This window comes from Pseudomonas sp. PDM18, from assembly GCF_014852585.1.
GTDB lineage: Bacteria > Pseudomonadota > Gammaproteobacteria > Pseudomonadales > Pseudomonadaceae > Pseudomonas.
In genome coordinates, this window is record NZ_JACVBX010000010.1 from 247,536 (window position 1) to 270,603 (window position 23,068).

The window sequence follows — 23,068 nt, forward strand, 5'->3', positions numbered from 1 at the left end:
AAGAAACTTTCTGAACTCCCGATCCCCACGCTCCCTCGATACACCTGTTGACTACCGGGGAGTGGGTCCAATGAGTTCCTGGCTGATTCTGCTGTTCATCGCCATCACCGTAATCGCCGTCGTGCTGGATCTGGGCAAGCGCTAGCGCGACGGCAACACCTGATCGACCCGTTGCACGAGGTAGTCGTAGAACGGGTTGGAGGTCACCCGCTGGAACAGGTCCAGCCCGACGATCAGCACGCCGCGTTCACCGCGGGGCGTGAGGGTGCCCAGGTGGATGCCGAAGTCTTCGCTGCGGTCCGGCTGCTGACCGTAAAGCGCGTCAGTGGGCGGGAAGGGCAGCGCCACGTGGGAGAGGGAGAACAGGTCCGGCGGGTAGCTGGCTGCCAGTGGCTGGCTTTCCTGCTGCCGGCTGTGGGCCGGCGTGTGCAGGGCGCTGGTCTGGCTGGTCTGCGGGCTGTTGGAGATCACCGTGAGGTCGTAACTGCGCGCGCGCTGCGGCAGCAGGCGCTCGCCGAGCGTGGCCATTTCCGGGCGCAGCAGCAGGCCGTAGTTCAGCGAGCGGTTGAGGTCGAACAGTACCAGCTCGCTGCCGTTGTCCGGCAGGCGGTCGTAGAGGTTGCTGATCACCGCCGGGGTGCTGACGGTGCTGTCGGCAAGCGACTGGAAGGTGAGGATCGGCGGCAGGCGCGCGAGGCTACCGCTGCGGCTGGCGCTCTCCAGGCTGGCCTGCACGGCATCGGTCAGCTCCACCGTCTGGCGCGCCGCCGCGATGGGGAAGGAGTTGTACTTGAACGGATTGAACTCCGGCAGCACGCTCAGCCAGGCTGCCTTGGCGAAGGCCGGCAGCAGAGCCGGCAAGCCTGCCAAGCCGGCGAACTGCGCATAGCGAGTAACGCCGATCATCGGCGAGATCAGCACCACGTGTTCCGGCATCGTCAGGCTCGGGTCATCCAGCGCATCCAGGCTGTACTTCATCGCCAGCGCGCCGCCGTTGGAGAAGCCCACCATCAGCAGCGGCGCGCCCGTGGGCAATTGCGCAGAGGCCTCGCGCACGGCCAGCCGGGTGGCGGCCATCCAGTCTTCCCAGTCCGCGTCGGTGAGCCCGGCCGGTACGGTGCCGTGGCCCGGCATGCGGATCGCGATCACCACGAAACCCTGTTGCCGCAAGTGCTCGCCCAGGTGGCGCAGGCTGTAGGGCGAATCGGTCAGCCCATGCAGCAGCACCGCCGCGCCGCGCACTTCGCCAGCGGGGCGCATCTCGTAGGAACGATTCCAGTCAGTGACGAAGTGGCCGGGGTAAACCTGGCTCTGGTCGAAGTAGCGGTTGTAGGCGACGCGCTCGAAGGGTTGCAGGCTGGCCGTCATTTCCTTGCGCATGGCCTGCATCAGCTTGTCTTCGGCAGCCAGATAGCCGGCCCAGTCGGAGTGGTCGATCGCGTCGCTGTGCATGTCGTCCGGCACCCAGGTGTGCCAGGGTTCCAGCGGCGGGATGTTGCGCAGCGCGGCGACCCGCAGCCCGAGCGCCAGCACGGCGATGGCGAGGAGGAGGATGACCAGCCAGAGCAGCGCCCTGGTGAGTTTCGCGTTCAGCATGGGGTTCCCTTGTCAGCGTGCAGGGCAAGCATAGGGCCCCTGGCGCTGCAAAGTCCGCTCACGGGTCAAAGGGCCGAAATCGCTTCGACGTAGTCCGGGTTACCGATGCCCACCTGAGCCCAGACCGGGCGCGTCTCGTTGCCTTGGCGGTCGTACTGTTCGTCCGCGTCCCACAGTGTGATGATCTGCCCCGGAAACAGGTATTCGCAGTGGTTGAATTCATGCGCCCCGGAGTCGTCCGCTGAGGCGATCAGCGAGAACAGCTCGCCAGCCGCCAGCGCAAACACATCCATGCCCTGGTAGCGCGCGAGGTACTGCTCGCTCTGGGAGAGGCCGATGAACCAGATGAACCCGTGCTCGTCGCACTCGGTCTGGATCGCAGCCTGACAGAAGTAATCCGTCGGCCCGTTCGAGGATTCCAGCGGGAAACCCACGGCTGCCAGCGCATCCCGCGCCATGGCTCGCGTGTCGCCGAGGCAGACCGGACCAATGCCCAGGCGGGGGGAAATATCGAGGATGGGTAGAGTGGGCTTCATGCCGTGGAGCTCCCTGGGTACTGCTAGCGAGGTTAGAGCACGGGCAGCCAGTTCGCTGCCTTTTTCTGGCCAATAAGTGGCCTTTTGATGTTGATTGGCCAGAATGTCATGACGGACTGCGCCGGACTAACTGGGCGACCCTGTGCCGACTGCGGCATCGCTGCGCTGGCATCGGTCATGGCAATGATGGCAACATCCGGGCTCCCGCTTTCGCCGCAGCCTTCGAGCAGCCGGCTTCTGACCAGGGAAGGCAATCACGCCCGGTGGCGTGGCCGGGCTTCAAACCCGGTGGGGGACGGCAGCCGTTCCTGGGTGAGTTCGACTCTCACTGCCTTCCGCCAATTTCTTTCAGCTCCTTCTTCGGGCTTCGGTTCGTTGCAAGCGCTTGCCGTCTTGGAGCCGAGAACGAACGATTGTGCCAGAACAGTTCCTCGGGAAATTTCGAAGGGGACGAGCAGGTCCATGACGAGAAAGTAGGGATGCTCGATGACGTCGGCAGGGGCGGTGCCATCCCGACGAGTTGCATGCAGTACTGCTCGGGGATTGGTTCGGAGTCGCAGACAGTTTCGACGAGAACAAAGCTGCCAATGAGTTCGGCGGCTCGGGTCAGGTCCAACTCAACCATGCGGTTATCCCGTGCATCGAGGATTCCAACCTCGCGGCTCCGTGACGAATTCACGTCCTTCGCCCGCGATCAGTAAGCCATGCCGCTGTGCTTTTCGTTGTTGGCTCATTCATTCAGTATTCGAGCGATAACACCCGTGGCTAGTGGGCTGGCATTCACTTCTAGTTCAAGTATTACTCCGATTGTCTTTTTGGGGTAAATATTGAACTCTGCATGAAATTTCCGATATGGATGAAATCCTCGGCAGGGCAGTCCAGTTGGTTCGTTTGGCTGGTCCCAAATATCTGAGCTTCCAGGGTGATACGAACCTCCAGCGCTGGAAGAACATCAGCAAAGGCATCATTCGCATGGGCACCGAAGAGGTGAGCATTCTGCTGAGGGTCTATCCGCAGTACGCCGTCTGGCTGCTGACGGGAGACGTCGTACCTCAGGTGGAGCAGCTCAAACCTTACTTCGGGGCTCCTGCCGAAAACGACAGCGACTCTTGAAGCGAGCGCCATGGTCAGACTGGACCAGTTCACCGAAGACCATCTGGAACTGAGCGACCTGTGGCGCTGGCAGGACGGCGTTCGCGAGGATGCGTTCCTGGTGCCGCTGGAGACAGCGGCGGAGGTGGTGCCCGATGTTTCGTTGCTGCTGGTGAGGGCGCTGTTCCGGCTGCCGGCGGGCATCGAATTGCAGGGGCTGCTGGTCTACGACCCGGTCGGGCAGGACGTGTACGCGGTGCAGGTGCTGATTGGCCACGACAGTTATTCCTTCAACAAGTACCTGCCGGAGGCTTCCTTCGAGGAGGTACTGGCATTGGCTGACCGTTTGAAGGTCAGCACCGGCAGTGTGCTGCCGCTGCGCTATAGCGTGGTGCGGCAGGCGCTGGCAGTGCGCGACGGTCAGTTCACGCTGTGGTTGGGTGGTGGCTTGTAGCGCTGCCAACCCTTACATGCGGCACAGCTGGTCTTCGCAGGGAATGCCGTCGTGGTCGCCATCCATCTTCATGCCCGGACAGCTGCGCAGAAACGCCTTGGCCTCCGCGCAGGAAGTCATCTGCGAGCAGTGTTGGCGGCCGTCGCAACGTACGCTGAGCGTGGGTTCCGGCTTGTTTTCCAGCGTTGCGAAGGGTTCTGCGGCGGGGTCGCTGGGTGCAACGGGCGCGCTGGCGGACGATGGGGCCGGGAGGAAGAAGCGCGACTGCCAGTTGGGGTTGTCCATGTACTGCCAGGCGAGCAGCGCAAGAACGGCGAGGAAGATCCCCTTCTTCATGGCGGTGGTCCGAGGTGAGTGCTCTGCGGAGTTTAGCGGGCTGCCCGGCCGCCGCACCATCGGCAGCAAGCGGGGTGTTCAGTCAACGGCGAGGCCTTTCCGGCGGCGCCACTCATCCACTACTGCGCCCATATCCGCTGCCGCGCCGCTGCGTATCCAGGCCATGAAGTCGCGGTCGAAATGGAAGCTGTCGCCGCAGTGCTGGGTCATGAAGCGGCGGACGTTCTGGGTGTTGCGGTAGTGGGCGTCGAGCGGGGTCTGGCGGGTGATCGGGTCGCTGTGCCAGTCGAAGGCCATGGTATCCATTCCTGTGCCTTGGGGGAGCCCCCTTATAGCGCAATCGGCAGCCGCTGGCGCGGTCTGCCGAGGTGTTGCGGCATTACTGGCCCCACATCATCCGCTGCTGCTGCGCCGAATAGTCGTCGCTTTGCAGGCGTACGCGGGTGGGCTGGCGTTCGAGGTTGTCTTCGCCGAAGGATTCGCGCACGGGCGATTCGATGGCGCTGAAGTGACTGAAGTGCGGGGAGTCGGCGCAGCCGACCAAGGCGAAGCAGGCGAAGGTGACCACGGAGAGCTTGAGCATGGGACTTCCTCCTGAGTGGGAGCCCCGAGCTTCGGCCGGCTGGATTAACGGCGGATTAACGCGTGGGGTTCTTCAGCGGCGGTCCGGCCCCTGGATTTCGCCGCCGTGGGCTGCGCCGCCATCGCGGTCGCGGTGGTGCTCGGGTGGGTTGAGCGCACGGCCGAGTATCTGCGCGACGACCTCGTCCTTGCCTTCGGTGTAGGCGTCGCGGTCGGTGGGGAAGCGCTTCGCCAGGTCGTGCTTCACCTGGGTGTAGAGCTGCGCGTCCTCGGGGTGAGTGCGCAGCCAGTCGCGGAACAGCAGGCGGCGCGAGGCGTCGCTCAGGTCCATGACGTGGACGTGATGGGTGCGCCCGTTGCCCAGCGGCGGCATGCCTTTGACGAAGAACATCCGCGAGGTGTCGGGGTTCTCGGCCCAGTACTGGTAGCCCAGCCCTCGCAGCGGTTCGATCAGCTGGTGCGGGTCGCTGCCCGGTGGCGGCAGCAGGAGGATGTCGATGATCGGCTTGGCGTCCAGCCCCGGCACGGCGGTGCTGCCGATGTGTTCGATGCCCAGGCCGGGAAGGTCGGCGGCGTGGGCGATGGCGTCGGCTTCCTCGGCGAAGCGCTGGGGCCACGTCGGATCGTAGGCGACGACTTCGATGCGGTCTTCGTCGGCGTTGCTCCAGCGCTGGCCGTCGAATTCGGGGGCTTGCGGGGTCATGCGGTCACTCCAGCGGTGGGGCGGTGAGGGCGAGGGTTTGAGATTGATCCGGTGGGCTGAGTTCCGGGTCATTCTGGAGGAGCGCCACAGGCAGTTCTGGAAAGCGGCTCGCTTTACAGGTTGGCGATGAACGTCCCGGCAGGCAAGAGTTGGCACACGCGTGCTCGCATTTCGTCGGCAGGCCGCGAACGGCGGGGTCTGCAGTGAGTCATAGAGGTATCTCAACCCCCCGCCCATGGAGGCGATAACAAGATGAAAATGTCCCTGGTTGTTGCAGTAGCCTGTGCAGTCGCACTCGGCACGACAGCCTTGCTGCCTGCCGACTTCTCGCCGATCGGTTCGGCCTATGCCAAGGGCGACGGCGGTGGTCACGGTGGTGGCAACGGCGGCGGAAATGGTGGTGGTAATGGCGGTGGCCACGGTGGTGGCAAGGGTGATGCCGGCGGTAACCACGGCAGCAACAGCAATGGCGCGAACGACGGTGGCGAGCACGCCGGCAAAGCCACCCGCGATCATGGCCTGAGTGGCAACCACTACGGCAGCGAGAAGAACGACAGCAAGGGCCATGGCCAGGCAACGTCCGCCGTGGCGCATTCCAAGGATACCCAGGGCAAGACCAAGGCTGCGGCGATCTCCGCCACCAAGCCGGCCCACAAGAACACCCAGCACGACAACTGATCCACCACGGCCAGGGACGGCCGCTGTTCTTCACTGCACCGGGAAGTCGAAGTAGGTCTTCGGATAGGGCTCAGCCTTCAGAGCGTAGTGCCACCACTCGGCGCTGTAGGGCTCGAAGCCGTGCCTCAGCATGGCTTGGCGCAACGTCTCGCGGTTGCGCGTCTGCTGCACGCTGATCAGCGCAGTGCCGTGATGGGAGATGGGCCCGAAGAAATCGAACGGGCTGCCCATGTCCAGCTCTTCCCCGGTTTTCGAATCCACCAGCGTGAGGTCGACGGTGCTGCCGCGCGAGTGCCCGGAGTGCTTGGCGATGTAGCCCTCGCGGAACAGCGCGGGCTTGTCCAGCTGTGGGTAGTAGCGCGCTTTCTGGCGGATGTCCTGCGGGTTGGCGGCCCAGCGGCGGAAGTCATTCACTGCGCGCTGCGGGCGATAGCCATCGAATATCTTCAGCGCCAGGCCGCTCAGGGCAATGTCCTTTTCCACTGCAGCCAAGGCGGTGGCGGCCTCTTGGGTGAGGATGATCCGCGCCTTCTGGTAACCGTCGATGGGCTCGCCGACGAAGTTGTCGGCGCCGGCGTAGCGCACGTCATAGCGCGCGGATTTCAGTATCTGGTCGAGATAGACGAAGCCGTCCTGGGCTGGTTGATCGGCGCGTAGTGCCGGGCTGACGAGCAGGCAGAGCAGCAGCGTGAGCCGCGCGCCTGCCCGGATCATGGGCGCAGGGCCTGGACCCCATCGTCGTCGGGGTCGAAGTTGTCCAACTGCATGCGCAAGGCGAAGGCTTCCAGTGCTGCATCGCCCTGCAGGAAGCGGCTACGGGCGGCGGTCCAGTCGTCGGGCTTCAGGCGCACCATCCAGCCTTCGCCGTAGCAGTCCAGGTTGATCAGCCCCGGCCTGCGCACTACACCTTCGTTGCTGGCGAGAACGGTGCCGCCCAGCGGGCTGCGTGCAGACGATGCTGCCTTGGCGAATTCCACCACGCCGAAGCTGCGGTCGCAGTCGATGTGCCAGCCGTCGCGCTTGGGGGTGAAGGCGAATATCTGCCCATAGACCGCGCAGCCGTAGGCGGTGAGCCCGAGGGTGATCGCACCGTCTTGCTCCTCGCGCAGCCAGAGATTGTAGTCGGGGGCGTAGAGCAGGTTGCCCGGGAACTCGAGGCCCTGCAGCTTCACAGCGTCAGCACCCGGTCGTATTCGAGGATCATGCGCGCCAGTTCGCCACCGCTGGCGATCTCGTCGACTTCCTCGATCAGCCGGCTTTCGTCGATGGCTACGCCCGGTGCGCGGCACATCAGCAGGCGTGCGCCGGCTTCCTTGGCTTGCTGGATGAAGTGGCTGATGGGCTCGCCATCCTCGGCGGCGTAGAGGGTATCGGCGATGTCCTGGAATGCCAGGCGCGTGCCTTCGCCGCTGAGGAACAGGGTGACCTTGGCATCCATGCACGCCAGCAGCGTGGCGGTGTAGAAGGGCGCAGCGCAGCGCGCCGGGGTGCTCGGGCCGCTGCTGACGATGATCAGCACGCGCTGGGGCTCAGGCGTGGACAAGGGCTTTCTCCAGTTGGACCAGGGCGACACGCCGGCCTTGCGGGTCGGTGCGCTCGACGATGCCCTGCGGCTTGTAGCCCAGGCGTGCGTAGAGCAGCAGGCCGGCTGCGTTGGCGTTGAAGCAGGACACTTTCATGACCTGCGCCTTGTACTGGTCGCGGGCGAGACTCTCCATGACCTCGATCAGGTACTGCGCCACTCCATGCCGCCGCGCCCAGGGCGCGACCATCATGTTGCCCAGCGCGCAGAATTCGTTCGGTTGCCATTGGTAGAAATTGGCGAAGCCAGCGACCTGGCCATCAAGCAGCGCCACGGTGCTGTCGCGCCGTTCGGCGATAGCGGCGGCGAGCTGGCCGATGGTCAGCGGCCAGCTCGCCTTGGGGTAGCAGTAGAAGAGTTCGTCGGCGTCCTGGGGAAAGCCGACCACCTCGCCGAGGTCGTCGGCAAGGGCGGGGCGGTGTTGCAGGGCGGGAAAGTTCACGCGTTCTCCGATGTCTTGGTGAAGGTCAGTGTGGCGGGTACTGAGCGATGATCTTCTGCACCGTCTCGCGGATCGCTGCTTCGCGCTCGGCGGGCGTCGGCGGACTGCTGCGCATGATCTGTTCGCCGCTGCCACGCCAGACCAGCTTGCCGTCCTTGCCGTCGAACATGTCGACCTGGATGGTGGCGACCTTGTAGGTCACGGTGCGGCTCTCGGCCATGGGCGGCGGGCCCCAGTAGCCTCCCCAGTAACCGCCCCAGTAGCCGCCTGTGTAGGTGGTGACCTGGTCCTGGCGCTGGTCGACGATCAGGTAGGCGCGCAGCTTCACGTCGCCGGGGTTGCCGCCCTGGGCCTGGCGCAGGCCGTGCTGGTCGAACTGGTCGGCGATGGCGTCGCTGATGCGTTGCTCGGTGAGGTCGCTCTTGATGCGCGGGTCGTCCGGGCGGTACTCGAAGGCCGGCTGTGCCCAGCTCCAGGTCAGGTAGCGGGAAAAGTCGCGGGTGGTGTCGTAGTCGCGGCTGACGCTGGTGGTTTCGCAGGCGGCGAGGCCGAGCATCAGGCTCAGCAGCAGTGAACGGGACAGCAAACGGCGGATCATGATCGCAATACTCCTGTCAGAGAATTCCATCCAAGCGCAGAGTCCGCGCAAAGGCAAGCGGCAGACGGGCTGCGCGTGGTCGCAGGAGATGTCTGGCCGGCAGGATTTCCGGCCAGTGGCAGTCAGCCCGGTGGGTATCCGTCCATGGCCTTGCGCGCTGCTTCGCGCAGCGCGCGGGCCTGGTCGGTCTGGCTGCTGGCGTTTTCGAATTCGGCGCTGCCACTCCAGATTTCCTGGTGGCTAAGGGCGTCGAACAAGGCGATGCGCACCACGCTGACGGTGACCACGTAGGTGCGGGTGACGGGGTAGGAAGCGCCGCCATACCAGGGGTCGTTCCAGCCGCCGTAGTAGCCGCCGCCGTAATAGTCGGTGGTCTGCCGAGTGCGCTGCTCGCTGGAAAGGTGCGCGCTGACGGTCAGGTCCGCAGAGACATTCGAGCGCGCCGGTCGCAGGCCGCGCTGGTCGAGGGCTTCGCTGACCGCGTCCTGAAGCGGGCCGCCGAAGCCGCTGCCGTCCGCCCAGCTCCACGAGCGGTAGCGCCCGTAGTCCAGCGGCGGGGCCGGATAGCTGCCGGGGTCGAGGCCGGGGTTGGCGGCCTGCGCGGGCGCGGGCGGGATCGGCAGCGAAGTGTTGCTGTAGGGGTTCTGGCCCTGGCAGGCAGCCAGGGCGCTGAGCAGCGGCAGGATCAACAGGTAACGCGGCATGACAGACTCCCGCACGCCGGTTTGGTGAGGCGTGCGCAGTGGCAACTATGCACCTAATCCTGCGGCCGGCACAGCCAGTGCAGGTAGCGGCCGAGGCCGGCGAAGGCGGGATGGCGGCGGTATTGCAGTTCCATCTCCACCAGGTCCAGCGGCTCGGCCTTGTGCTGGAACTCCACCGGCATGTAGTCGTGGAACACCCGCACGCCGCTGCGCGCCTCGATGGTCCAGTGCCCGGCCATGGCAGCCTCGAGCACGCGCGGGTCGAGCGGTTCCTGCGGGGTCAGGCTCTGGCCCTCGCCGGAGAAGCGGTTCTTGCGCAGCTTGCGGAAGTGGCCCTTGAGCAGGTTGCGGTAGATCAGCGCGTCGCGGTTGTAGAAGGCCAGGGACAGCCAGCCATCGGCGCGGGTCAGCTGGTGCAACACGGGCAGGATCGCCAGCGGTTCGGCCAGCCATTCCAGCACGGCGTGGCAGATCACCAGGTCATAGGGTTCGTTGAGCTGGCCGAGCAGGTCCTGCCAGGGTGCGGCAATGAAGGTGGCTTGCAGGCCGGTTTCCGCGAAACGCTGGCGTGCGCCTTCGAGCATCGGCGCGGCGGGTTCGGCGAGGGTGACGTCGTGGCCGCGCCCGGCCAGCCACAGTGACATGTGGCCCAGCCCCGCACCGATATCCAGCACCCGCAGCGGACGGTCGGGCAGCGCCTCGGCGAGGTCGGCCTGGAGCACGGCAAGGCGAATGGCACCCTTGGCGCCGCCATAGATCTTCTCGGCGAAGCGCGTGGCCAGTTCGTCGAAATGGCGGTCGCCGGTCTTCGGGGAATCGCTCACTTGGCGCCCCCTTCGATGAAGCGCCGTTCGCTGTCGGCCAGCTTGGCGAGCACCGCCTGGTCCATGTCGATCCCCAGTTCAGCGCACATCAGCAGCAGGTACAGGACAATGTCGCCGACTTCCTGCCCGGCGTGGGCGAGTTTCTCCGGCGGCAGTTGGCGCGATTCGTCCTCGCGCAGCCACTGGAAGATTTCCACCAGCTCGGCCATTTCCACGCTGGCCGCCATGGCCAGGTTCTTCGGGCTGTGGAAGCGACTCCAGTCGTTGTGGTCGCGGATGGCGTGCAGGCGCGCGGTGATGGCTTCGAGGTTCATGCAGATGGGGCTCCAACGTGAGCCCCATAGCTTCAAGCCTGGCGCGTCAAACGTCCAGCGGGCTCCAGCTGCCGGCCATGTGCGGCAGGCCGTCCTTGCCGCGCAGGCTGAACTGCCCGGAAGGCGCCGGCTCGCTGGCCAGCAGGTTGACCTGGGACGGCAGCAGCACCGGCTTCTGGAAGCGCACGTCGACCCGATAGCCGGCCATCGGCAGGCGCTCGCCCAGGGCGGCCAGGCTGCGCGCCTTGTTCCACAGACCATGGGCGATGGCGCGGGGGAAGCCGAACAGCTTGGCGCTGGCGGCCGACAGGTGGATCGGGTTGTAGTCGCCAGCCACGCGGGCGTAGCGCCGGCCGATGTCCGCCGGGCAGTTCCAGGCGTCGATCTGTTCCAGCGGCAGCTCGGCCACTTCATCGCGGGCGGGCGGCGTGCCGTCCAGGCGCATGCCGCGGAACAGGATGCGGCTGTCGCCTTCCCAGAGCAGCCCGAGCTGGTCGTGAAGCTGGGTGATGATGCTGAAGGTCACACCTTTTTCGTGGGGCTGCAGGTCATCCACCCGCACGCTGACGTTGAACGGGCCTAGGCCGCCGAGCGGGCGCAACACGCTGATACGGTTTTCCAGGTGCACCAGGCCCAGCAGCGGGAAGGGAAAACGCGCGTCGGTCAGCAGGCCCATCTGCAGGCCGAAGGCGAGGATGTGCGGGTAGGTGGGCGGCAGCAGGTGGTTGTCGGCGAAACCGCAGACTTTGCGGTAGCGCTCCAGGTGCTTCGGATCGACCGTGACCGGGCAGCGCAGGCCGCGTGTCGGCAGGCTGCGGCCACGCACGCCGCGGCGCACGGCGGCGCGGGCGAACAGGCCGGTAAGGGCGGGTGGGGCGGACAGGTCAAGCCAATCGCGGGGCATCGGGTATCTCCTGGCGGGTCATTCAATCAGCTTAGCCAGTGCTGGAGCGCGGGCATTGGCCGTGGCAACGCGGCGCGCGGCAGGCAAGTCAATAGGACCGTCCGATCGCTCAGATATTTCCCGCACGCTTGTTCCTGATTCTCTTGAGGGGCGATAGGAAAGCTGCCTAAGATGGGCCCGCCTCATGGATAACTAGAAAAAACACCATGCGTGATCTGACCGACGATGTGGCGCTGATGCGCCCGGTGATCGACGCCCTGCGCGCCAGCGGTACCGACCCCGACCGCGTGCTGGCTCGCGTCGGCCTGCCTGCCGGCAGTCTGCCTGCCGGACGATTCCCTCACAGCGCACAGAACCTGTTCTGGAAGGCCGCCGCCGAAGAATGCGGCGAAGAGCACGTTGGCCTCTATCTGGCCGGCCACCTGCCCGCGTTCCACGGCCTGCTGCTGGAATACCTGTTCCTCTCCAGCGCCACCTTCGGCGAAGGCCTGCGCCACGCTCTGCGCTACGTGCGCCTGCTCTCCGATACCTTGAACGCCCGCCTGGAAGTGGAAGGCGAGAAGGCCGTGCTGCTGCTCGGCCACACCGCCGGGACCAACCGGCACTTCCCCGAAATGCTCGCCGGAGCGGTGGTGCGCCTGTTCCATGCTCTCACCGAGGGCGACTTCAAGCCCCAGCAAGTGCAACTGATGCACGAGGAAGGCGCGCCCGCCGAGCGTTATCGCGAGGTCTACGGCTGCCCGGCAGTGCTGGGCGCCAATCGTTATGCGCTGGTATTCGACGCCCAGGTGCTGGAGAAACCCTCGCGCCACGCCGCGCCTGAGTTGCTGCGCATGCACGAGTCCCTGGCGCGCCGGCAATTGGCGGAAGTGGAGCGGCTGGACTTGGTGCGTAAAGTGCGCGAGCTGATCGGCGTGCTGCTGGTGGATGGCGGCGCGACGCTGGAGCAGGTCGCCGCCCGTCTCGACATGCCCGCCCGCCGTTTGCGCGAGCGCCTGGCCATGGCCGGGGTGCGCTTCAACGACCTGGTCACCGACTACCGCTGCCGCTTGGCCAAGGAGCTGCTGCTCAAGACCGACGAGCGCATCGAGGTGATCGTCGAACGCACCGGCTTCTCCGAGCCGAGCACCTTCTACCGCGCCTTCAAGCGGTGGGTCGGCGAGACCCCGGTGGAGTTCCGCCGACGTGGCCGCCCGCAACCGCCGGCGGAGTGATCGAACCGTTTCGAGTCCGCCTCTGGCTAGGCTTTGCCGGTCAATTCCCGCCAAGGTATGCCCGATGCAAAGCCGAATCCGCCAGACCCTGCTGCTGTCCACCGTCCTGCTGATGAGCGCTGAGCACGCCGTGGCGGGGGAAATGGAGCAGACGGCGTTCGCCCGCCTGGACCGCGACGGCAGCGGCTTCATCGAGGCCGATGATCTGTCGGCCATGCGCGTGCGCATGTTCCACCGGCTGGACCGCAATCAGGATGGCTTGCTCACCCGCGAAGAAGTGACCCCGCCCAACCCCAGCGTGAACGTCTCGCCCAACGCCATTGCCTGGCCGGACCGGGATGGTGACGGCAAGGTCAGCCAAGCAGAGTTCATGACCCAGGAGCCGGCGCTGATCGTGCGCGCGGACCGCGATGGCGATCATCGGGTGAGTGCGGCGGAGTTTCGTGAGCTGGTGGCGGCGCGGGGGTAATTGAGCGCTGGCATCCGTAGGGCGAATAACCCGGAACGGGTTATTCGCCAAGACGGCGGATAACGCCGCAGGCGTTATGCGCCCTACACGGATGATCGAGGCACGGAGCTGTTGTACAAGCTGGCCGCGCCCAGAATCAGGCCCCCAGCAAACTCTGCCCGCAAACCCGCAGCACCTGCCCGCTCACCGCGCCCGAGCCCGGCTGGGCGAACCAGGCCACGGCTTCGGCGACGTCCTGCGGCAGGCCGCCCTGGCCCATGGAGTTCATGCGTCGGCCGGCTTCGCGGATGGTCAGCGGGATGGCGGCGGTCATCTGGGTTTCGATGAAGCCCGGCGCCACTGCGTTGATGCTGATTCCCTTCTTGCCCAGCGCCGGGGCCCAGGCCTGCGCCAGGCCGATCAGGCCGGCCTTGCTCACCGCATAGTTGGTCTGGCCCATGTTGCCGGCGATGCCGCTGATGGAAGCGAGCAGCACCACGCGGCCGTCGTCGTGCAGCTTGCCGGCGTCCAGCAGCGCTTGGGTCAGCACCTGCGGGGCCTTGAGGTTCACGTCGATCACTGAGTTCCAGAAGGCTTCGCTCATCTTGGCGACCGTCTTGTCCCGGGTGATGCCGGCATTGTGCACCACGATGTCCACGCCCTCGGGCAGTGCTGCCACCAGCTGAGCACCGGCGTCGGCGGCGCAGATGTCCAGTGCCACACCACGGCCCCCCAGGCGCGCGGCCAGCGCATCGAGGGCTTCCTTGGCCGGCGGTACGTCCAGCAGCACCACATCGGCGCCGTCGCGGGCGAGGGTTTCGGCGATGGCCGCGCCGATGCCGCGGGCGGCGCCTGTCACCAGCGCGCGCTTGCCCACCAGCGGGCGGCTCCAGTCCTGTACCTGCTTGTCATAGGCGGAGAGGCGCACGACCTGCCCGGACACATAGGCGCTCTTGGGCGAGAGGAAGAAGCGCAGCGCGCCTTCGAGCTGATCCTCGGCGCCTTTGCCGACGTACACCAGTTGCACGTTGCCGCCCCGGCGGATTTCCTTGCCCAGCGAGCGGCTGAAGCCCTCCAGGCTGCGCTGCACGCTGGCTGCGATGGGGTCTTTCACGGATTCCGGCGCGCGGCCGAGAATCACAACGTGCGGGCATTTATCCAGCCCCTTGAGGGCGCCCTGGAAGAAGGTGCGCAGCTCGATGGTCTGTTCGAAACGGGTCAGGCCGCTGGCATCGAAGACGATGGCCTTGAGCTTGGGCCCATGCTCGGCAGTCCAGCGTGGCAGCCCGTACTGGCCGTCGCTGAAGGAGAACAGCGCATCGGTCAGACGCTCGGCGAAAGGCAGCACCGCCTCGTTCAGGTTGCCCTCGCCGCCGAGCAGCAGCGCCCCGTCCACCGGCCGCGTGCGCCCGGCGCTCCAGCGCTCCAGGCGGACCGGCGCGGGCAGGCCGAGGGCTCCGACCAGGCGGCGGCCGACGTTGGAGTTGGCGAAGGCGATGTAGCGATCGGTCATGGAACGGGCTCCTGCACAGGGTCTCTAAAGTGCTGACCACTCTACGCAGCGGCGGGTTCGGCGCAATTGACCGCGCTGACCTGCGCAACGGCGGGGCGGCCAATGCGACACAAGCGGCTAAGGTTAGCCTTGACCGCACTTCAACGCTCACCCTTGTAGGAGTTCTGCATGACCCAACTGCGCCGGGTCGCCATCGTCGGCGGCAACCGTATTCCCTTCGCCCGCTCCAACACCGTGTATGCCACGGCGAGCAACCAGGAGATGCTGACCTCCGCGCTGGATGGGCTGATCGAGCGCTACAAGCTGCACGGCGAGCGCCTGGGCGAAGTGGTCGCCGGCGCCGTGCTCAAGCATTCGCGCGACTTCAACCTGACCCGCGAGTGCGTGCTGGGCACGCGCCTGGCGCCGGAAACCCCGGCCTATGACATCCAGCAGGCCTGCGGCACCGGCCTGGAAGCGGCGATCCTGGTGGCCAACAAGATCGCCCTCGGGCAGATCGACTGCGGCATCGCCGGCGGCGTGGACACCACCTCCGACGCGCCCATCGGCGTTAACGAAGGGCTGCGCAAGATCCTGCTGGAAGCCAACCGTGGCAAGTCCAACGGCGAGAAGATCAAGAGCCTGCTGAAGATTCGCCCGCGCCACCTGATGCCGCACATCCCGAAAAACGGCGAGCCGCGTACCGGGCTGTCGATGGGCGAGCACTGCGAGCTGATGGCGCAGACCTGGGCCATCCCGCGCGACGAACAGGACAGGCTGGCCTACGAGAGTCATCACAAGCTGGCTGCCGCCTACGACGAGGGATGGCAGAACGACCTGATGACGCCGTTCCGCGGCCTGGTGCGCGACCAGAACCTGCGCCCGGACATCAACCTGGAGAAGATCGGCACCCTCAAGCCGGTATTCGAGCGCGGCTCGCGGGGCACTCTGACGGCGGCCAACTCCACGCCGCTGACCGATGGCGCGTCTGTGGTGCTGTTGGCCAGCGAGGAATGGGCGAAAGAGCGCGGCCTGCCGATCCTGGCGTACTTCAAGGACGGCGAAGCGGCGGCGGTGGATTTCGTCGGCGGTCACGAGGGCCTGCTGATGGCGCCGGTCTACGCGGTACCGCGCCTGCTGGCGCGCAACGGCCTGACCCTGCAGGACTTCGACTTCTACGAAATCCACGAAGCCTTCGCCGCTCAGGTGCTGTGCACCCTCAAGGCCTGGGAGGACGCGGACTACTGCAAGACCCGCCTCGGCCTCGACGCACCACTGGGCTCCATCGACCGCAGCAAGCTCAACGTGAAGGGCAGCTCGCTGGCCGCGGGCCACCCGTTCGCCGCTACCGGCGGGCGCATCGTCGCCAACCTGGCGAAGCTGCTGGATGGCGCCGGCAAGGGGCGCGGACTGATCTCGATCTGCGCGGCAGGCGGCCAAGGTGTGACCGCGATCGTCGAAAGGTAATCCAATACAGCGGGACGGATGTTTTCCTCCCCGATGTAAGCAACTCCGTGACTTCAGGCGGCACCGCGCAAGCGGCGCCGCCTTTTTTTGTCCGCCGGATATGTAGGAGCGAGCAACGCGTAGGGCGGATAACCTGGGACAGGTTATCCGCCCTGCGAGGCTTGCTTCGGAGCCGTCCGGTGTTCGCGAGCAAGAACCAGGCGTCCCTCCTCGCTCCTACAGGCTGCGGCCGTCGTTTGGCGGGGAGCGCAATTTCCTTCTAGATAGGCGGCTCAACCTCCCTGCAACATCCCCGGATGGATTCGCCGCGCGAATGGCGTCGAGAGCACCAGCGATGTCCTGCTGGTGCCGAACTGGGCGAGGCGGTCGATCAACTCTTCCAGTTCCTGAGTGCAACTGACCGCCACCTTGAGCATCACGCAGGCTTCGCCGGTGATGCGGTAGCAGTCGATGATCTGCGGGATTTCCAGCAGTGGGTCGAGCATGCTCTTGCTGCGATGGTCGTTCAGGCGCATCTCGATCAGGCACTGGATCGAGCGGCCCATCTTCGACAGGTCTACGCTGGCGTGGTACCCGGTGATCACCCCTTCGGCCTCCAGGCGCGCCACGCGATCGGCCACGGCGGGAGGGGAGAGGTTGATCCGGCGGGCCAGTTCGGCGAAGGACAGGCGGCCGTCTTCCAGCAGGGCGGCGAGCAGGGCGCGGTCGTACTTGTCCATGCGATTACTCCGGTTTTGATTCGACGGCAAGTCTTGAAAAAATCCATCGAATGAAAAGTGTTATGCCCGTAATGGCGTTGTCTGTGCCTTATAAGGGGCGGTTGGCCTGCATAAAATGAAGCGCCTTGCCTGCCTTGTCGAGTCCCACCCATGACCACGATGCCCATGCCCAGAGCCCGCGTCTCACTGACCCTGATTGCTGCCTTCTTCGCCCTCTACTTCATCTGGGGCTCGACCTACCTGGTGATCCGCATCGGCGTCGAATCCTGGCCGCCGATGCTGATGGCCGGCTGCCGCTTCATCATCGCCGGGGCGATCCTGTTCATCTGGATGCTCTCGCGCGGCGCGCCAATGCCGACGCTGAAACAGTGCCTGTCGGCGGGCGCCATCGGCATCCTCCTGCTCAGCTGCGGCAACGGCGGGGTGACGGTGGCCGAGCACTGGGGCGTGGCCTCGGGGGTAGCGGCGCTGGCGGTGGCGACCGTGCCGCTGTTCACCCTGGTATTCGGGCGCTTCTTCGGCAACCGCACCACGGCGCTGGAATGGGCCGGCATCGCCCTGGGCCTGTTCGGCATCGTGCTGCTCAATCTCGGTTCCAACCTGCAGGGCAGCCCGGCGGGCGCGGCGCTGATCCTCTTCGCGGCGGCGACCTGGGCCTTCGGTTCGGTGTGGAGCCGGCGCCTGGACCTGCCCGGTGGCGCCATGGCCAGCGCGGTGGAAATGCTGGTGGGTGGTGGCGTGCTGCTACTGGGCAGCTTCCTTAGTGGCGAGCGCCTGGAGCAGATGCCTACCGCCGCCGGCTGGGGTGCGCTGGCCTACTTGGTGGTGTTCGGCTCGATCATCGCCTTCAGCGCCTACATGTACCTGCTGGCCAACGTGCGCCCGGCGGCAGCTACCAGCTACGCCTATGTCAACCCGGCGGTTGCGGTGCTGCTTGGCGTGGTGTTCGCCGGCGAGCACATCGGCCTCGCGGAATCCCTGGCAATGGCGGTGATTATCAGTGCGGTGGTGCTGATCGGCCTGCCGCAGTGGCGGCGCAAGGAAGCCGTCTGACTCGCGGCATGAGCTAAGCCCGAAAGGTTATTTCGCGCGTCTCGTGCGATTCGCTAGGGTATGAAACGGCCTCCATTCGGAGGCCGTTCTTTTCCTCCCTTTCAGTACACCCGCGCGCCATACGCCCAGGCCACTGATCCACCCCTTCGAGCCGAGGTGTGCATGAGTCTGGTGGTACCGTTTTCCTCGCTTTCCGAATTGCCTCCCATCCAGCGCTGGAGCGACGCTCTACGTGCGTCCAGCCTGCTGGCCCTGTCCGTTCCGCGCGAGTACGGCGGCCGAGGTGCCGGCTGGGACGAGGTACTGCAGACCCTGCGCGATCTCTCCGAGCGCGACGGCACCCTGGCCCGGTTGTTTGCCCTGCATCACCTGCAACTGGCCAGCGTGTTGCTGCTGGGCAGCGCCGAGCAGCGCGAGCGCCTGCTGCCGCTCAGCATTGAGCGCGAATGGCTGTGGGGCGAGGCGGTGGATCACCAGGAAAGCCGCCTGCTGGCGAGGGAGCATCGGCGCGGCGGTTTCCTGCTGCAGGGCGGGCGCCACGACTGCTTCGGCGCGGAGTCGGTGGACTGGCTGCTGATCTCGGCGCGCCATGCGCCCAGCGAAGGATTGCTGATCGCCGCGCTGCCGGCGGATCGCAACGGGCTGGATCGATTCGAGCCCAGCGGCGGCGGCCTGTTGCATTGCCATGAGGTGCGCCTGCATCCCGAGGACATCCTGCTGCCGCCCGGCCTGCCGTGGACGCCCCGTGCGCAACTGCGCGGCAGCCTCTCCGCGCTGCTGCAGGCGAATATTGCCCTGGGCCTTGCCGTGCAGGCGTTCGAGAACTTGCCGGTGCGGGCGGCGGCGGGCGAGTTGCAGCGGCTGCTGGCGCTGGGGCTGCGTCTGTCCGAACAGTCGGCGGTGGCCTTCGAATCCGCCCAGGCGGCGGGCAACGGCCTGAGCTTCAGCCGCAGCGCGGCATTGGCGACCCTGGTGGCGGAAACCGCCGCCGTGGCGCAGCACGCGGTCCAGGTAGGCTTGCGCCAGGAAGGCACCCGCGCCCGTGTGCTCTCCGGTGCTACCTGAGGCGCCGTAACACGGGGCCTGTAGCCGAATCGAGACAAGCGCTGGCGCTCATAAGTTAAGAACTAAAAAGTATTTATTCGAAGTTTTTTATATCGGTAATCTAGCTCTACCGGACCGCCGGACACCCGTTTCGCCCATCGAATCCCGTCCCGTGGTCCGTCCCCTCTGTGAGGCCGGCACCGCCGTTACCTTCAGAGGAAACACCATGAACAAACCTCGTTTCGTACGCCGTGCCGTGGCCGGCGTCGCTGTTGCGGCTGCCCTGACCTTCCAGAGCGCCGCGTTCGCCGACATCGTCCTGGGCTACCAGACCGGCATCGACCCGACCAAGGTTCCGCAAGCCGATGGCACCTATGAAAAGGTCATCGGCGAGAAGCTCGACTGGCGCCGCTTCAACAGCGGTCCGGAAGTGGTCGCCGCCATCGCCTCCGGCGACGTACAGCTGGGTAATCTCGGCTCCAGCCCGCTGGCCGCCGCTACCTCGCGCGGTCTGCCGATCATTGCCTTCATCGTTTCCGCGCAGATCAACGCCGCCGAGGCCCTGGTCGTACGCAACGGCAGCAAGATCGAGAAGCCCGAAGATCTGGTCGGCAAGACGATCGCCACCCCCTTTGTTTCCACCTCGCACTACAGCCTGCTGGGCGCACTCAAGCACTGGAAGATCGACCCGACCAAGGTGAAGATCGTCAACCTCAATCCCACCGAGATCGCCGCCGCCTGGCGCCGTGGCGACATCGACGGCGCCTTCGTCTGGTCGCCCGCCCTGGGCGAGATCAAGAAGTCCGGCAAGGTGCTGACCGACGCAGCCGAAGTCGGCCAGTGGGGCGCGCCGACCTTCGAGGTCTGGGTAGCCCGCAAGGACTTCGCCGAGAAGCACCCGGAAATCATCGCCAAGTTCGCCAAGGTGAGCCTGGATTCCTTCGCCGACTACAACGCCCACAAGGCGCAGTGGACCGCCGACTCCGAGCAGGTGAAGAAGATCGCCAAGCTGACCGGCGCCGATCCGCAGGACGTGCCTGAACTGCTGGCCGGCTCCGCCTTCCCCGAATCCCAGGCGCAGCTGTCCTCCGCCCTGCTGGGTGGCGGCACCGCCAAGGACATCGCCGGCACCGCCGCCTTCCTGAAAGAACAGAAGCGCGTGCCGTCGGTGCTCAAGGATTACTCGCCCTATGTCAGCGCCGAGTACGTGCGCCAGGCGGAGAGCGTGCAGGTCGGGCAGCGCTGATCCGTTGCTCTTCGTTCTTCGTAGGAGCGAGCTTGCTCGCGAACACCGGACGGCACTGAAGTTCGGGCTGGTTCGCGAGCAATAACGATGGCGTCCCCCTCGCTCCTACAAGGCCCCACGCATTTCTTCTCACCCTACGGAGGGCAGAACATGAGCCGTCTGACGGCCGAGGCAGTCAGCCTCACTTTCCAGCAGCGCGGCCGCGAGCGCGTCGTGCTGCAGGACCTCACTCTCAGCCTGGCCAAGGGCGAATCCCTGGTGGTGCTCGGCCCGTCTGGCTGCGGCAAGTCCAGCCTGCTCAACGTGCTGGCGGGCTTCCAGGCGCCGGACAGCGGCCGCGTGCAGATCGACGGCCGCACCCTGAGCGGCCCCGGTGGCGAGCGCGGCGTGGTGTTTCAGGACGATGCGCTGATGCCCTGGCTGAATGCGCTGGACAACGTTGCACTGGGCTTGCGCATCCGTGGCGTTGGTGCCGTCGAGCGCAACGCCCGCGCCCATGACGTCCTCAAGCTGGTTGGCCTGGGCGAGCACGCGGACTACCGCATTTCGCAACTGTCCGGTGGCCAGCGGCAGCGCCTGGGCCTGGCCCGTGCGCTGGCGGTGGAGCCGGATTTCCTGCTGCTTGACGAACCCTTCGGCGCCCTCGACGCGCTGACCCGCGAGCGCATGCAGGTACTGACCCTCGACCTGTGGCGCAAGACCGGCAAGGGCCTGTTCCTGATTACCCACAGCGTCGATGAAGCGCTGTTCCTCGCCACCGACCTGGTGGTGATGGAAGGCCCGCCGGCGCGCATCGTCAAGCGCCTGCCGCTGGACTTCGCTCGCCGCTACGCCGCTGGCGAACCGGTGCGCTCGATCAAGGCCGACCCGGAATTCGCGCGCTTGCGCCAACTGCTTCTCGATCTTTTTTTGGAAGAGACGCTTGAGGAACCGGAGGTCGAGCATGCCCACTGAAACCCTCGCCGCCAAACTCCCGGCCGCCGCGCCGACTGCCCGCAGCGTGCCGCGCGACTACCGCCGTTGGGCCGCCGCTGGCAGCGTCGGTGCCATCTTCGTGCTCTGGTGGCTGGCCACGCACCTGGGCTGGGTCGACACCCTGTTCCTGCCCGCGCCGGAGCAACTGGTGGAAGCCTTCCAGCGCCTGCTGGCCGAGGGCTACGTCGATGCCTCGCTGTGGCAACACGTCGGCACCAGCCTGCTGCGCGTGCTGCTGGCGCTGGGCGCGGCGGTGCTGACGGCGATTCCGCTGGGCATCCTGATGGGCCTCAACCCGCTGGTGGGCGCGGCCTTCGACCCGCTGGTGGAGTTCTACCGCCCGGTACCGCCGCTGGCCTACCTGCCGCTGATCGTCATCTGGTTCGGAATCGGCGAGTTGTCCAAGGTGCTGCTGATCTACCTCGCGCTGTTCGCGCCGCTGCTGATCGCCACCGCCGCCGGCGTGCGTCGCGTGGACAAGTCTCGTATCCAGGCCGTGTGCTGCCTGGGCGCTAGCCGTTTGCAGGTGGTGCGCCACGTGATCCTGCCCAGTGCGCTGCCGGACGTCCTCACCGGCCTGCGCATCGCCCTGGGCGTGGGCTGGTCGACCCTGGTCGCCGCCGAACTGATCGCCGCCAACCGCGGCCTGGGCTTCATGGTGCAGTCCGCCGCGCAGTTCCTCGCCACCGATGTCGTGGTGCTGGGAATCCTGTTTATCGCCGCCATCGCGCTGAGCTTCGAACTGGGGTTGCGCTGGCTGCAGAAGCGGTTTGCTTCCTGGGAGTAGAGCAGTCGGGGCAGGAGCCCCTCACCCTAGCCCTCTCCCAGAGGGAGAGGGGACTGTTCCGAGCGGCGTTTCGTTCGCTGCCTCACTGCCATTCCTCCGTTGTTGAAGGACTGTCTCGTCCTTCCCGAGCACACCGAACAACTCCCTCTCCCTCTGGGAGAGGGCTGGGGTGAGGGCTACGACGCCCAGCCCGAACTAGATGAGTGAATTGAAATGACCCTGAGCATCGAACCCATCAGCCCGGCCCTGGGCGCCATCGTTTCCGGCGTGCGTCTGGCCGACCCGCTGGACGACGCGGCGCAGCGCCAGATCGAGCAGGCCCTGCTCGATCATCACGTGCTGTTTTTCCGCGACCAGCCGCTGACGCCGACCCAGCAGGCGAACTTCGCCGCGCGCTTCGGCGACCTGCACATCCACCCGATCTACCCCAGCTCGCCCGAGCAGCGCGAAGTCATTGTCCTCGACACTGCCGTCACCGACGTGCGCGACAACGCCATCTGGCACACCGACGTGACCTTCCTGGAAACCCCGGCTCTGGGCGCCGTGCTGGCCGCCAAACAGCTGCCGCCCTACGGTGGCGACACCCTGTGGGCCAGCGGCATCGCGGCGTTCGAAGCGCTGTCCAAGCCGCTGCAGCAGTTGCTCGACGGCCTCACCGCGACTCATGACATCAGCAAGTCCTTCCCCCAGGAGCGCTTCGGCGCCACCGACGCGGACCTCGCGCGCCTGGAAGAAGCGCGCAAGAAGAACCCGCCGCGCAGCCATCCGGTGATCCGCACGCATCCGGTCACCGGGCGCAAGGCGTTGTTCGTCAGCGATGGCTTCACCACCCGCATCAACGAGCTGGAACCGGCGGAAAGTCGCGCGATCCTCGACCTGCTGTTCGCCCATTTCGCCCGGCCAGAGTTCACCGTGCGCTGGCGCTGGAAGGAGAACGACGTGGCCTTCTGGGACAACCGCGTGACCCAGCATTACGCGGTGGATGACTACCGCCCGCAGCGCCGGGTGATGCACCGCGCGACCATCCTTGGCGACAAGCCGTTCTGACGGTTTTTCGCTCTGGTATGGCGAATAGCCTGGAGCGGGTTATCCGCCGCATTGGCGGATAACGCCCCAGGCGTTATGCGCCCTACGGGCCCGAGGATGGGTATGTAGGAGATTCTATGTCTACCCCACCGTATCGGCCGCAGTCCGATACGGTTGCTGAGTCGTCATCAGGGCAAAGGCAATCCGGGCCAATTTGCGGGCGAGGACGGTCAGCGCCTCGATCTTTTGCAG

At 66.1% G+C, this 23,068-nt stretch carries 30 protein-coding genes and 1 tRNA gene; 13 read left to right on the top strand and 18 right to left on the bottom strand.

What is annotated here, in order from left to right; genetic code table 11:
* Nucleotides 1–141 precede the first annotated feature (141 nt).
* Nucleotides 142–1,596 carry an alpha/beta hydrolase gene (locus IB274_RS20765; RefSeq protein WP_192434324.1) on the bottom strand — a complete coding sequence of 485 codons (1,455 nt, stop codon included), beginning with the start codon at nt 1,594–1,596 and terminating at the stop codon, nt 142–144.
* Nucleotides 1,597–1,661: 65 nt separating this feature from the next.
* On the bottom strand, nt 1,662–2,132 hold the full coding sequence (locus tag IB274_RS20770) for a hypothetical protein (protein ID WP_192434326.1): 471 nt from the start codon (nt 2,130–2,132) through the stop codon (nt 1,662–1,664).
* A 245-nt stretch (nt 2,133–2,377) separates the two neighbouring features.
* On the opposite strand from IB274_RS20770, the gene IB274_RS20775 reads away from it, so the two are divergent.
* A tRNA-Sec gene (locus IB274_RS20775) sits at nt 2,378–2,473 on the top strand.
* On the opposite strand, the gene IB274_RS20780 is transcribed toward IB274_RS20775, so the two are convergent.
* Entirely contained in the window at nt 2,458–2,757 is a 300-nt protein-coding gene (locus tag IB274_RS20780; RefSeq protein WP_192434328.1) for a hypothetical protein, read from the bottom strand. The genes IB274_RS20775 and IB274_RS20780 overlap by 16 nt on opposite strands.
* 227 nt (nt 2,758–2,984) lie before the next feature.
* Between IB274_RS20780 and IB274_RS20785 the strand changes: the two genes are divergently transcribed.
* Together IB274_RS20785 and IB274_RS20790 are read left to right on the top strand one after the other, a co-directional pair.
* The gene (locus IB274_RS20785; RefSeq protein ID WP_192434330.1) at nt 2,985–3,245 is read left to right on the top strand and encodes a DNA-binding protein; all 261 of its coding nucleotides are present in this window, start codon (nt 2,985–2,987) and stop codon (nt 3,243–3,245) included.
* A gap of 10 nt (nt 3,246–3,255) precedes the next feature.
* On the top strand, nt 3,256–3,678 hold the full coding sequence (locus tag IB274_RS20790; RefSeq protein WP_192434332.1) for a hypothetical protein: 423 nt from the start codon (nt 3,256–3,258) through the stop codon (nt 3,676–3,678).
* 12 nt (nt 3,679–3,690) lie between these two features.
* Here the strand turns inward: IB274_RS20790 and IB274_RS20795 are convergent, their stop codons facing one another.
* The 4 genes from IB274_RS20795 to IB274_RS20810 form a co-directional block, all read right to left on the bottom strand.
* Nucleotides 3,691–4,014 (bottom strand): excalibur calcium-binding domain-containing protein, encoded by a 324-nt coding sequence (locus tag IB274_RS20795; RefSeq protein WP_192434334.1) that lies wholly within the window; start codon nt 4,012–4,014, stop codon nt 3,691–3,693.
* A 78-nt stretch (nt 4,015–4,092) separates the two neighbouring features.
* A complete protein-coding gene (locus IB274_RS20800) occupies nt 4,093–4,311 on the bottom strand; it encodes a DUF6434 domain-containing protein (RefSeq protein ID WP_192434336.1) in 219 nt (72 codons plus the stop codon).
* An 82-nt stretch (nt 4,312–4,393) separates the two neighbouring features.
* Complete coding sequence (locus IB274_RS20805) at nt 4,394–4,597, bottom strand: hypothetical protein (protein ID WP_192434338.1); 204 nt, start codon at nt 4,595–4,597, stop codon at nt 4,394–4,396.
* Nucleotides 4,598–4,669: 72 nt separating this feature from the next.
* The gene (locus IB274_RS20810) at nt 4,670–5,299 is read right to left on the bottom strand and encodes a GrpB family protein (protein ID WP_192434341.1); all 630 of its coding nucleotides are present in this window, start codon (nt 5,297–5,299) and stop codon (nt 4,670–4,672) included.
* A 252-nt stretch (nt 5,300–5,551) separates the two neighbouring features.
* Between IB274_RS20810 and IB274_RS20815 the strand changes: the two genes are divergently transcribed.
* Nucleotides 5,552–5,977 (top strand): hypothetical protein, encoded by a 426-nt coding sequence (locus IB274_RS20815; RefSeq protein WP_192434343.1) that lies wholly within the window; start codon nt 5,552–5,554, stop codon nt 5,975–5,977.
* 30 nt (nt 5,978–6,007) lie between these two features.
* On the opposite strand, the gene IB274_RS20820 is transcribed toward IB274_RS20815, so the two are convergent.
* The 9 genes from IB274_RS20820 to IB274_RS20860 all read right to left on the bottom strand — a co-directional run bounded on the left by IB274_RS20820 (nt 6,008) and on the right by IB274_RS20860 (nt 11,345).
* Complete coding sequence (locus IB274_RS20820; RefSeq protein ID WP_192434345.1) at nt 6,008–6,691, bottom strand: M15 family metallopeptidase; 684 nt, start codon at nt 6,689–6,691, stop codon at nt 6,008–6,010.
* Nucleotides 6,688–7,170, bottom strand: a complete 483-nt coding sequence (locus tag IB274_RS20825; protein ID WP_401090346.1) for a glycine cleavage system protein H — start codon at nt 7,168–7,170, stop codon at nt 6,688–6,690. Before IB274_RS20825 ends, IB274_RS20820 begins: the two co-directional genes overlap by 4 nt.
* Nucleotides 7,146–7,520: a DsrE family protein gene (locus IB274_RS20830; protein WP_081515751.1), complete on the bottom strand. Its 375-nt coding sequence runs from the start codon at nt 7,518–7,520 to the stop codon at nt 7,146–7,148. Before IB274_RS20830 ends, IB274_RS20825 begins: the two co-directional genes overlap by 25 nt.
* Nucleotides 7,507–8,001, bottom strand: coding sequence for a GNAT family N-acetyltransferase (locus IB274_RS20835; protein WP_192434349.1), 495 nt, complete (start codon nt 7,999–8,001; stop codon nt 7,507–7,509). Before IB274_RS20835 ends, IB274_RS20830 begins: the two co-directional genes overlap by 14 nt.
* Before the next feature lie 25 nt (nt 8,002–8,026).
* Nucleotides 8,027–8,587, bottom strand: coding sequence for a DUF4136 domain-containing protein (locus IB274_RS20840; RefSeq protein WP_401090348.1), 561 nt, complete (start codon nt 8,585–8,587; stop codon nt 8,027–8,029).
* Between the two features lie 134 nt (nt 8,588–8,721).
* Nucleotides 8,722–9,303, bottom strand: coding sequence for a DUF4136 domain-containing protein (locus IB274_RS20845; RefSeq protein ID WP_192434353.1), 582 nt, complete (start codon nt 9,301–9,303; stop codon nt 8,722–8,724).
* Nucleotides 9,304–9,356: 53 nt separating this feature from the next.
* Nucleotides 9,357–10,127 carry a methyltransferase domain-containing protein gene (locus tag IB274_RS20850; protein WP_192434359.1) on the bottom strand — a complete coding sequence of 257 codons (771 nt, stop codon included), beginning with the start codon at nt 10,125–10,127 and terminating at the stop codon, nt 9,357–9,359.
* Nucleotides 10,124–10,441, bottom strand: a complete 318-nt coding sequence (locus IB274_RS20855) for a nucleotide pyrophosphohydrolase (RefSeq protein ID WP_017520638.1) — start codon at nt 10,439–10,441, stop codon at nt 10,124–10,126. The genes IB274_RS20850 and IB274_RS20855 overlap by 4 nt, the downstream gene beginning before the upstream one ends.
* Nucleotides 10,442–10,487: 46 nt before the next feature.
* Nucleotides 10,488–11,345, bottom strand: a complete 858-nt coding sequence (locus IB274_RS20860; protein WP_192434361.1) for a MaoC family dehydratase — start codon at nt 11,343–11,345, stop codon at nt 10,488–10,490.
* A gap of 206 nt (nt 11,346–11,551) precedes the next feature.
* On the opposite strand from IB274_RS20860, the gene IB274_RS20865 reads away from it, so the two are divergent.
* Entirely contained in the window at nt 11,552–12,559 is a 1,008-nt protein-coding gene (locus IB274_RS20865; RefSeq protein ID WP_192434363.1) for an AraC family transcriptional regulator, read from the top strand.
* Nucleotides 12,560–12,623: 64 nt separating this feature from the next.
* Nucleotides 12,624–13,028 (top strand): EF-hand domain-containing protein, encoded by a 405-nt coding sequence (locus IB274_RS20870; protein WP_192434365.1) that lies wholly within the window; start codon nt 12,624–12,626, stop codon nt 13,026–13,028.
* Between the two features lie 136 nt (nt 13,029–13,164).
* On the opposite strand, the gene IB274_RS20875 is transcribed toward IB274_RS20870, so the two are convergent.
* Nucleotides 13,165–14,520: a 3-oxoacyl-ACP reductase gene (locus IB274_RS20875; protein ID WP_192434367.1), complete on the bottom strand. Its 1,356-nt coding sequence runs from the start codon at nt 14,518–14,520 to the stop codon at nt 13,165–13,167.
* Between the two features lie 168 nt (nt 14,521–14,688).
* On the opposite strand from IB274_RS20875, the gene IB274_RS20880 reads away from it, so the two are divergent.
* Nucleotides 14,689–15,966, top strand: a complete 1,278-nt coding sequence (locus tag IB274_RS20880) for an acetyl-CoA C-acetyltransferase (RefSeq protein ID WP_192434369.1) — start codon at nt 14,689–14,691, stop codon at nt 15,964–15,966.
* 272 nt (nt 15,967–16,238) lie between these two features.
* Here the strand turns inward: IB274_RS20880 and IB274_RS20885 are convergent, their stop codons facing one another.
* Nucleotides 16,239–16,685: an Lrp/AsnC family transcriptional regulator gene (locus tag IB274_RS20885; protein ID WP_192434372.1), complete on the bottom strand. Its 447-nt coding sequence runs from the start codon at nt 16,683–16,685 to the stop codon at nt 16,239–16,241.
* 165 nt (nt 16,686–16,850) lie between these two features.
* Between IB274_RS20885 and yedA the strand changes: the two genes are divergently transcribed.
* The 6 genes from yedA to tauD all read left to right on the top strand — a co-directional run bounded on the left by yedA (nt 16,851) and on the right by tauD (nt 22,837).
* Nucleotides 16,851–17,738 carry a drug/metabolite exporter YedA gene (gene yedA / locus IB274_RS20890; protein WP_192434402.1) on the top strand — a complete coding sequence of 296 codons (888 nt, stop codon included), beginning with the start codon at nt 16,851–16,853 and terminating at the stop codon, nt 17,736–17,738.
* Between the two features lie 162 nt (nt 17,739–17,900).
* On the top strand, nt 17,901–18,803 hold the full coding sequence (locus tag IB274_RS20895; RefSeq protein WP_192434374.1) for an acyl-CoA dehydrogenase family protein: 903 nt from the start codon (nt 17,901–17,903) through the stop codon (nt 18,801–18,803).
* A 205-nt stretch (nt 18,804–19,008) separates the two neighbouring features.
* Nucleotides 19,009–20,028: a taurine ABC transporter substrate-binding protein gene (gene tauA / locus IB274_RS20900; protein ID WP_192434376.1), complete on the top strand. Its 1,020-nt coding sequence runs from the start codon at nt 19,009–19,011 to the stop codon at nt 20,026–20,028.
* 150 nt (nt 20,029–20,178) lie between these two features.
* Complete coding sequence (locus IB274_RS20905; protein ID WP_192434378.1) at nt 20,179–20,982, top strand: taurine ABC transporter ATP-binding protein; 804 nt, start codon at nt 20,179–20,181, stop codon at nt 20,980–20,982.
* A complete protein-coding gene (locus tag IB274_RS20910) occupies nt 20,972–21,790 on the top strand; it encodes an ABC transporter permease subunit (protein ID WP_192434381.1) in 819 nt (272 codons plus the stop codon). The genes IB274_RS20905 and IB274_RS20910 overlap by 11 nt, the downstream gene beginning before the upstream one ends.
* Before the next feature lie 213 nt (nt 21,791–22,003).
* Nucleotides 22,004–22,837 carry a taurine dioxygenase gene (gene tauD, locus IB274_RS20915; RefSeq protein ID WP_192434383.1) on the top strand — a complete coding sequence of 278 codons (834 nt, stop codon included), beginning with the start codon at nt 22,004–22,006 and terminating at the stop codon, nt 22,835–22,837.
* Nucleotides 22,838–23,068 lie beyond the last annotated feature (231 nt).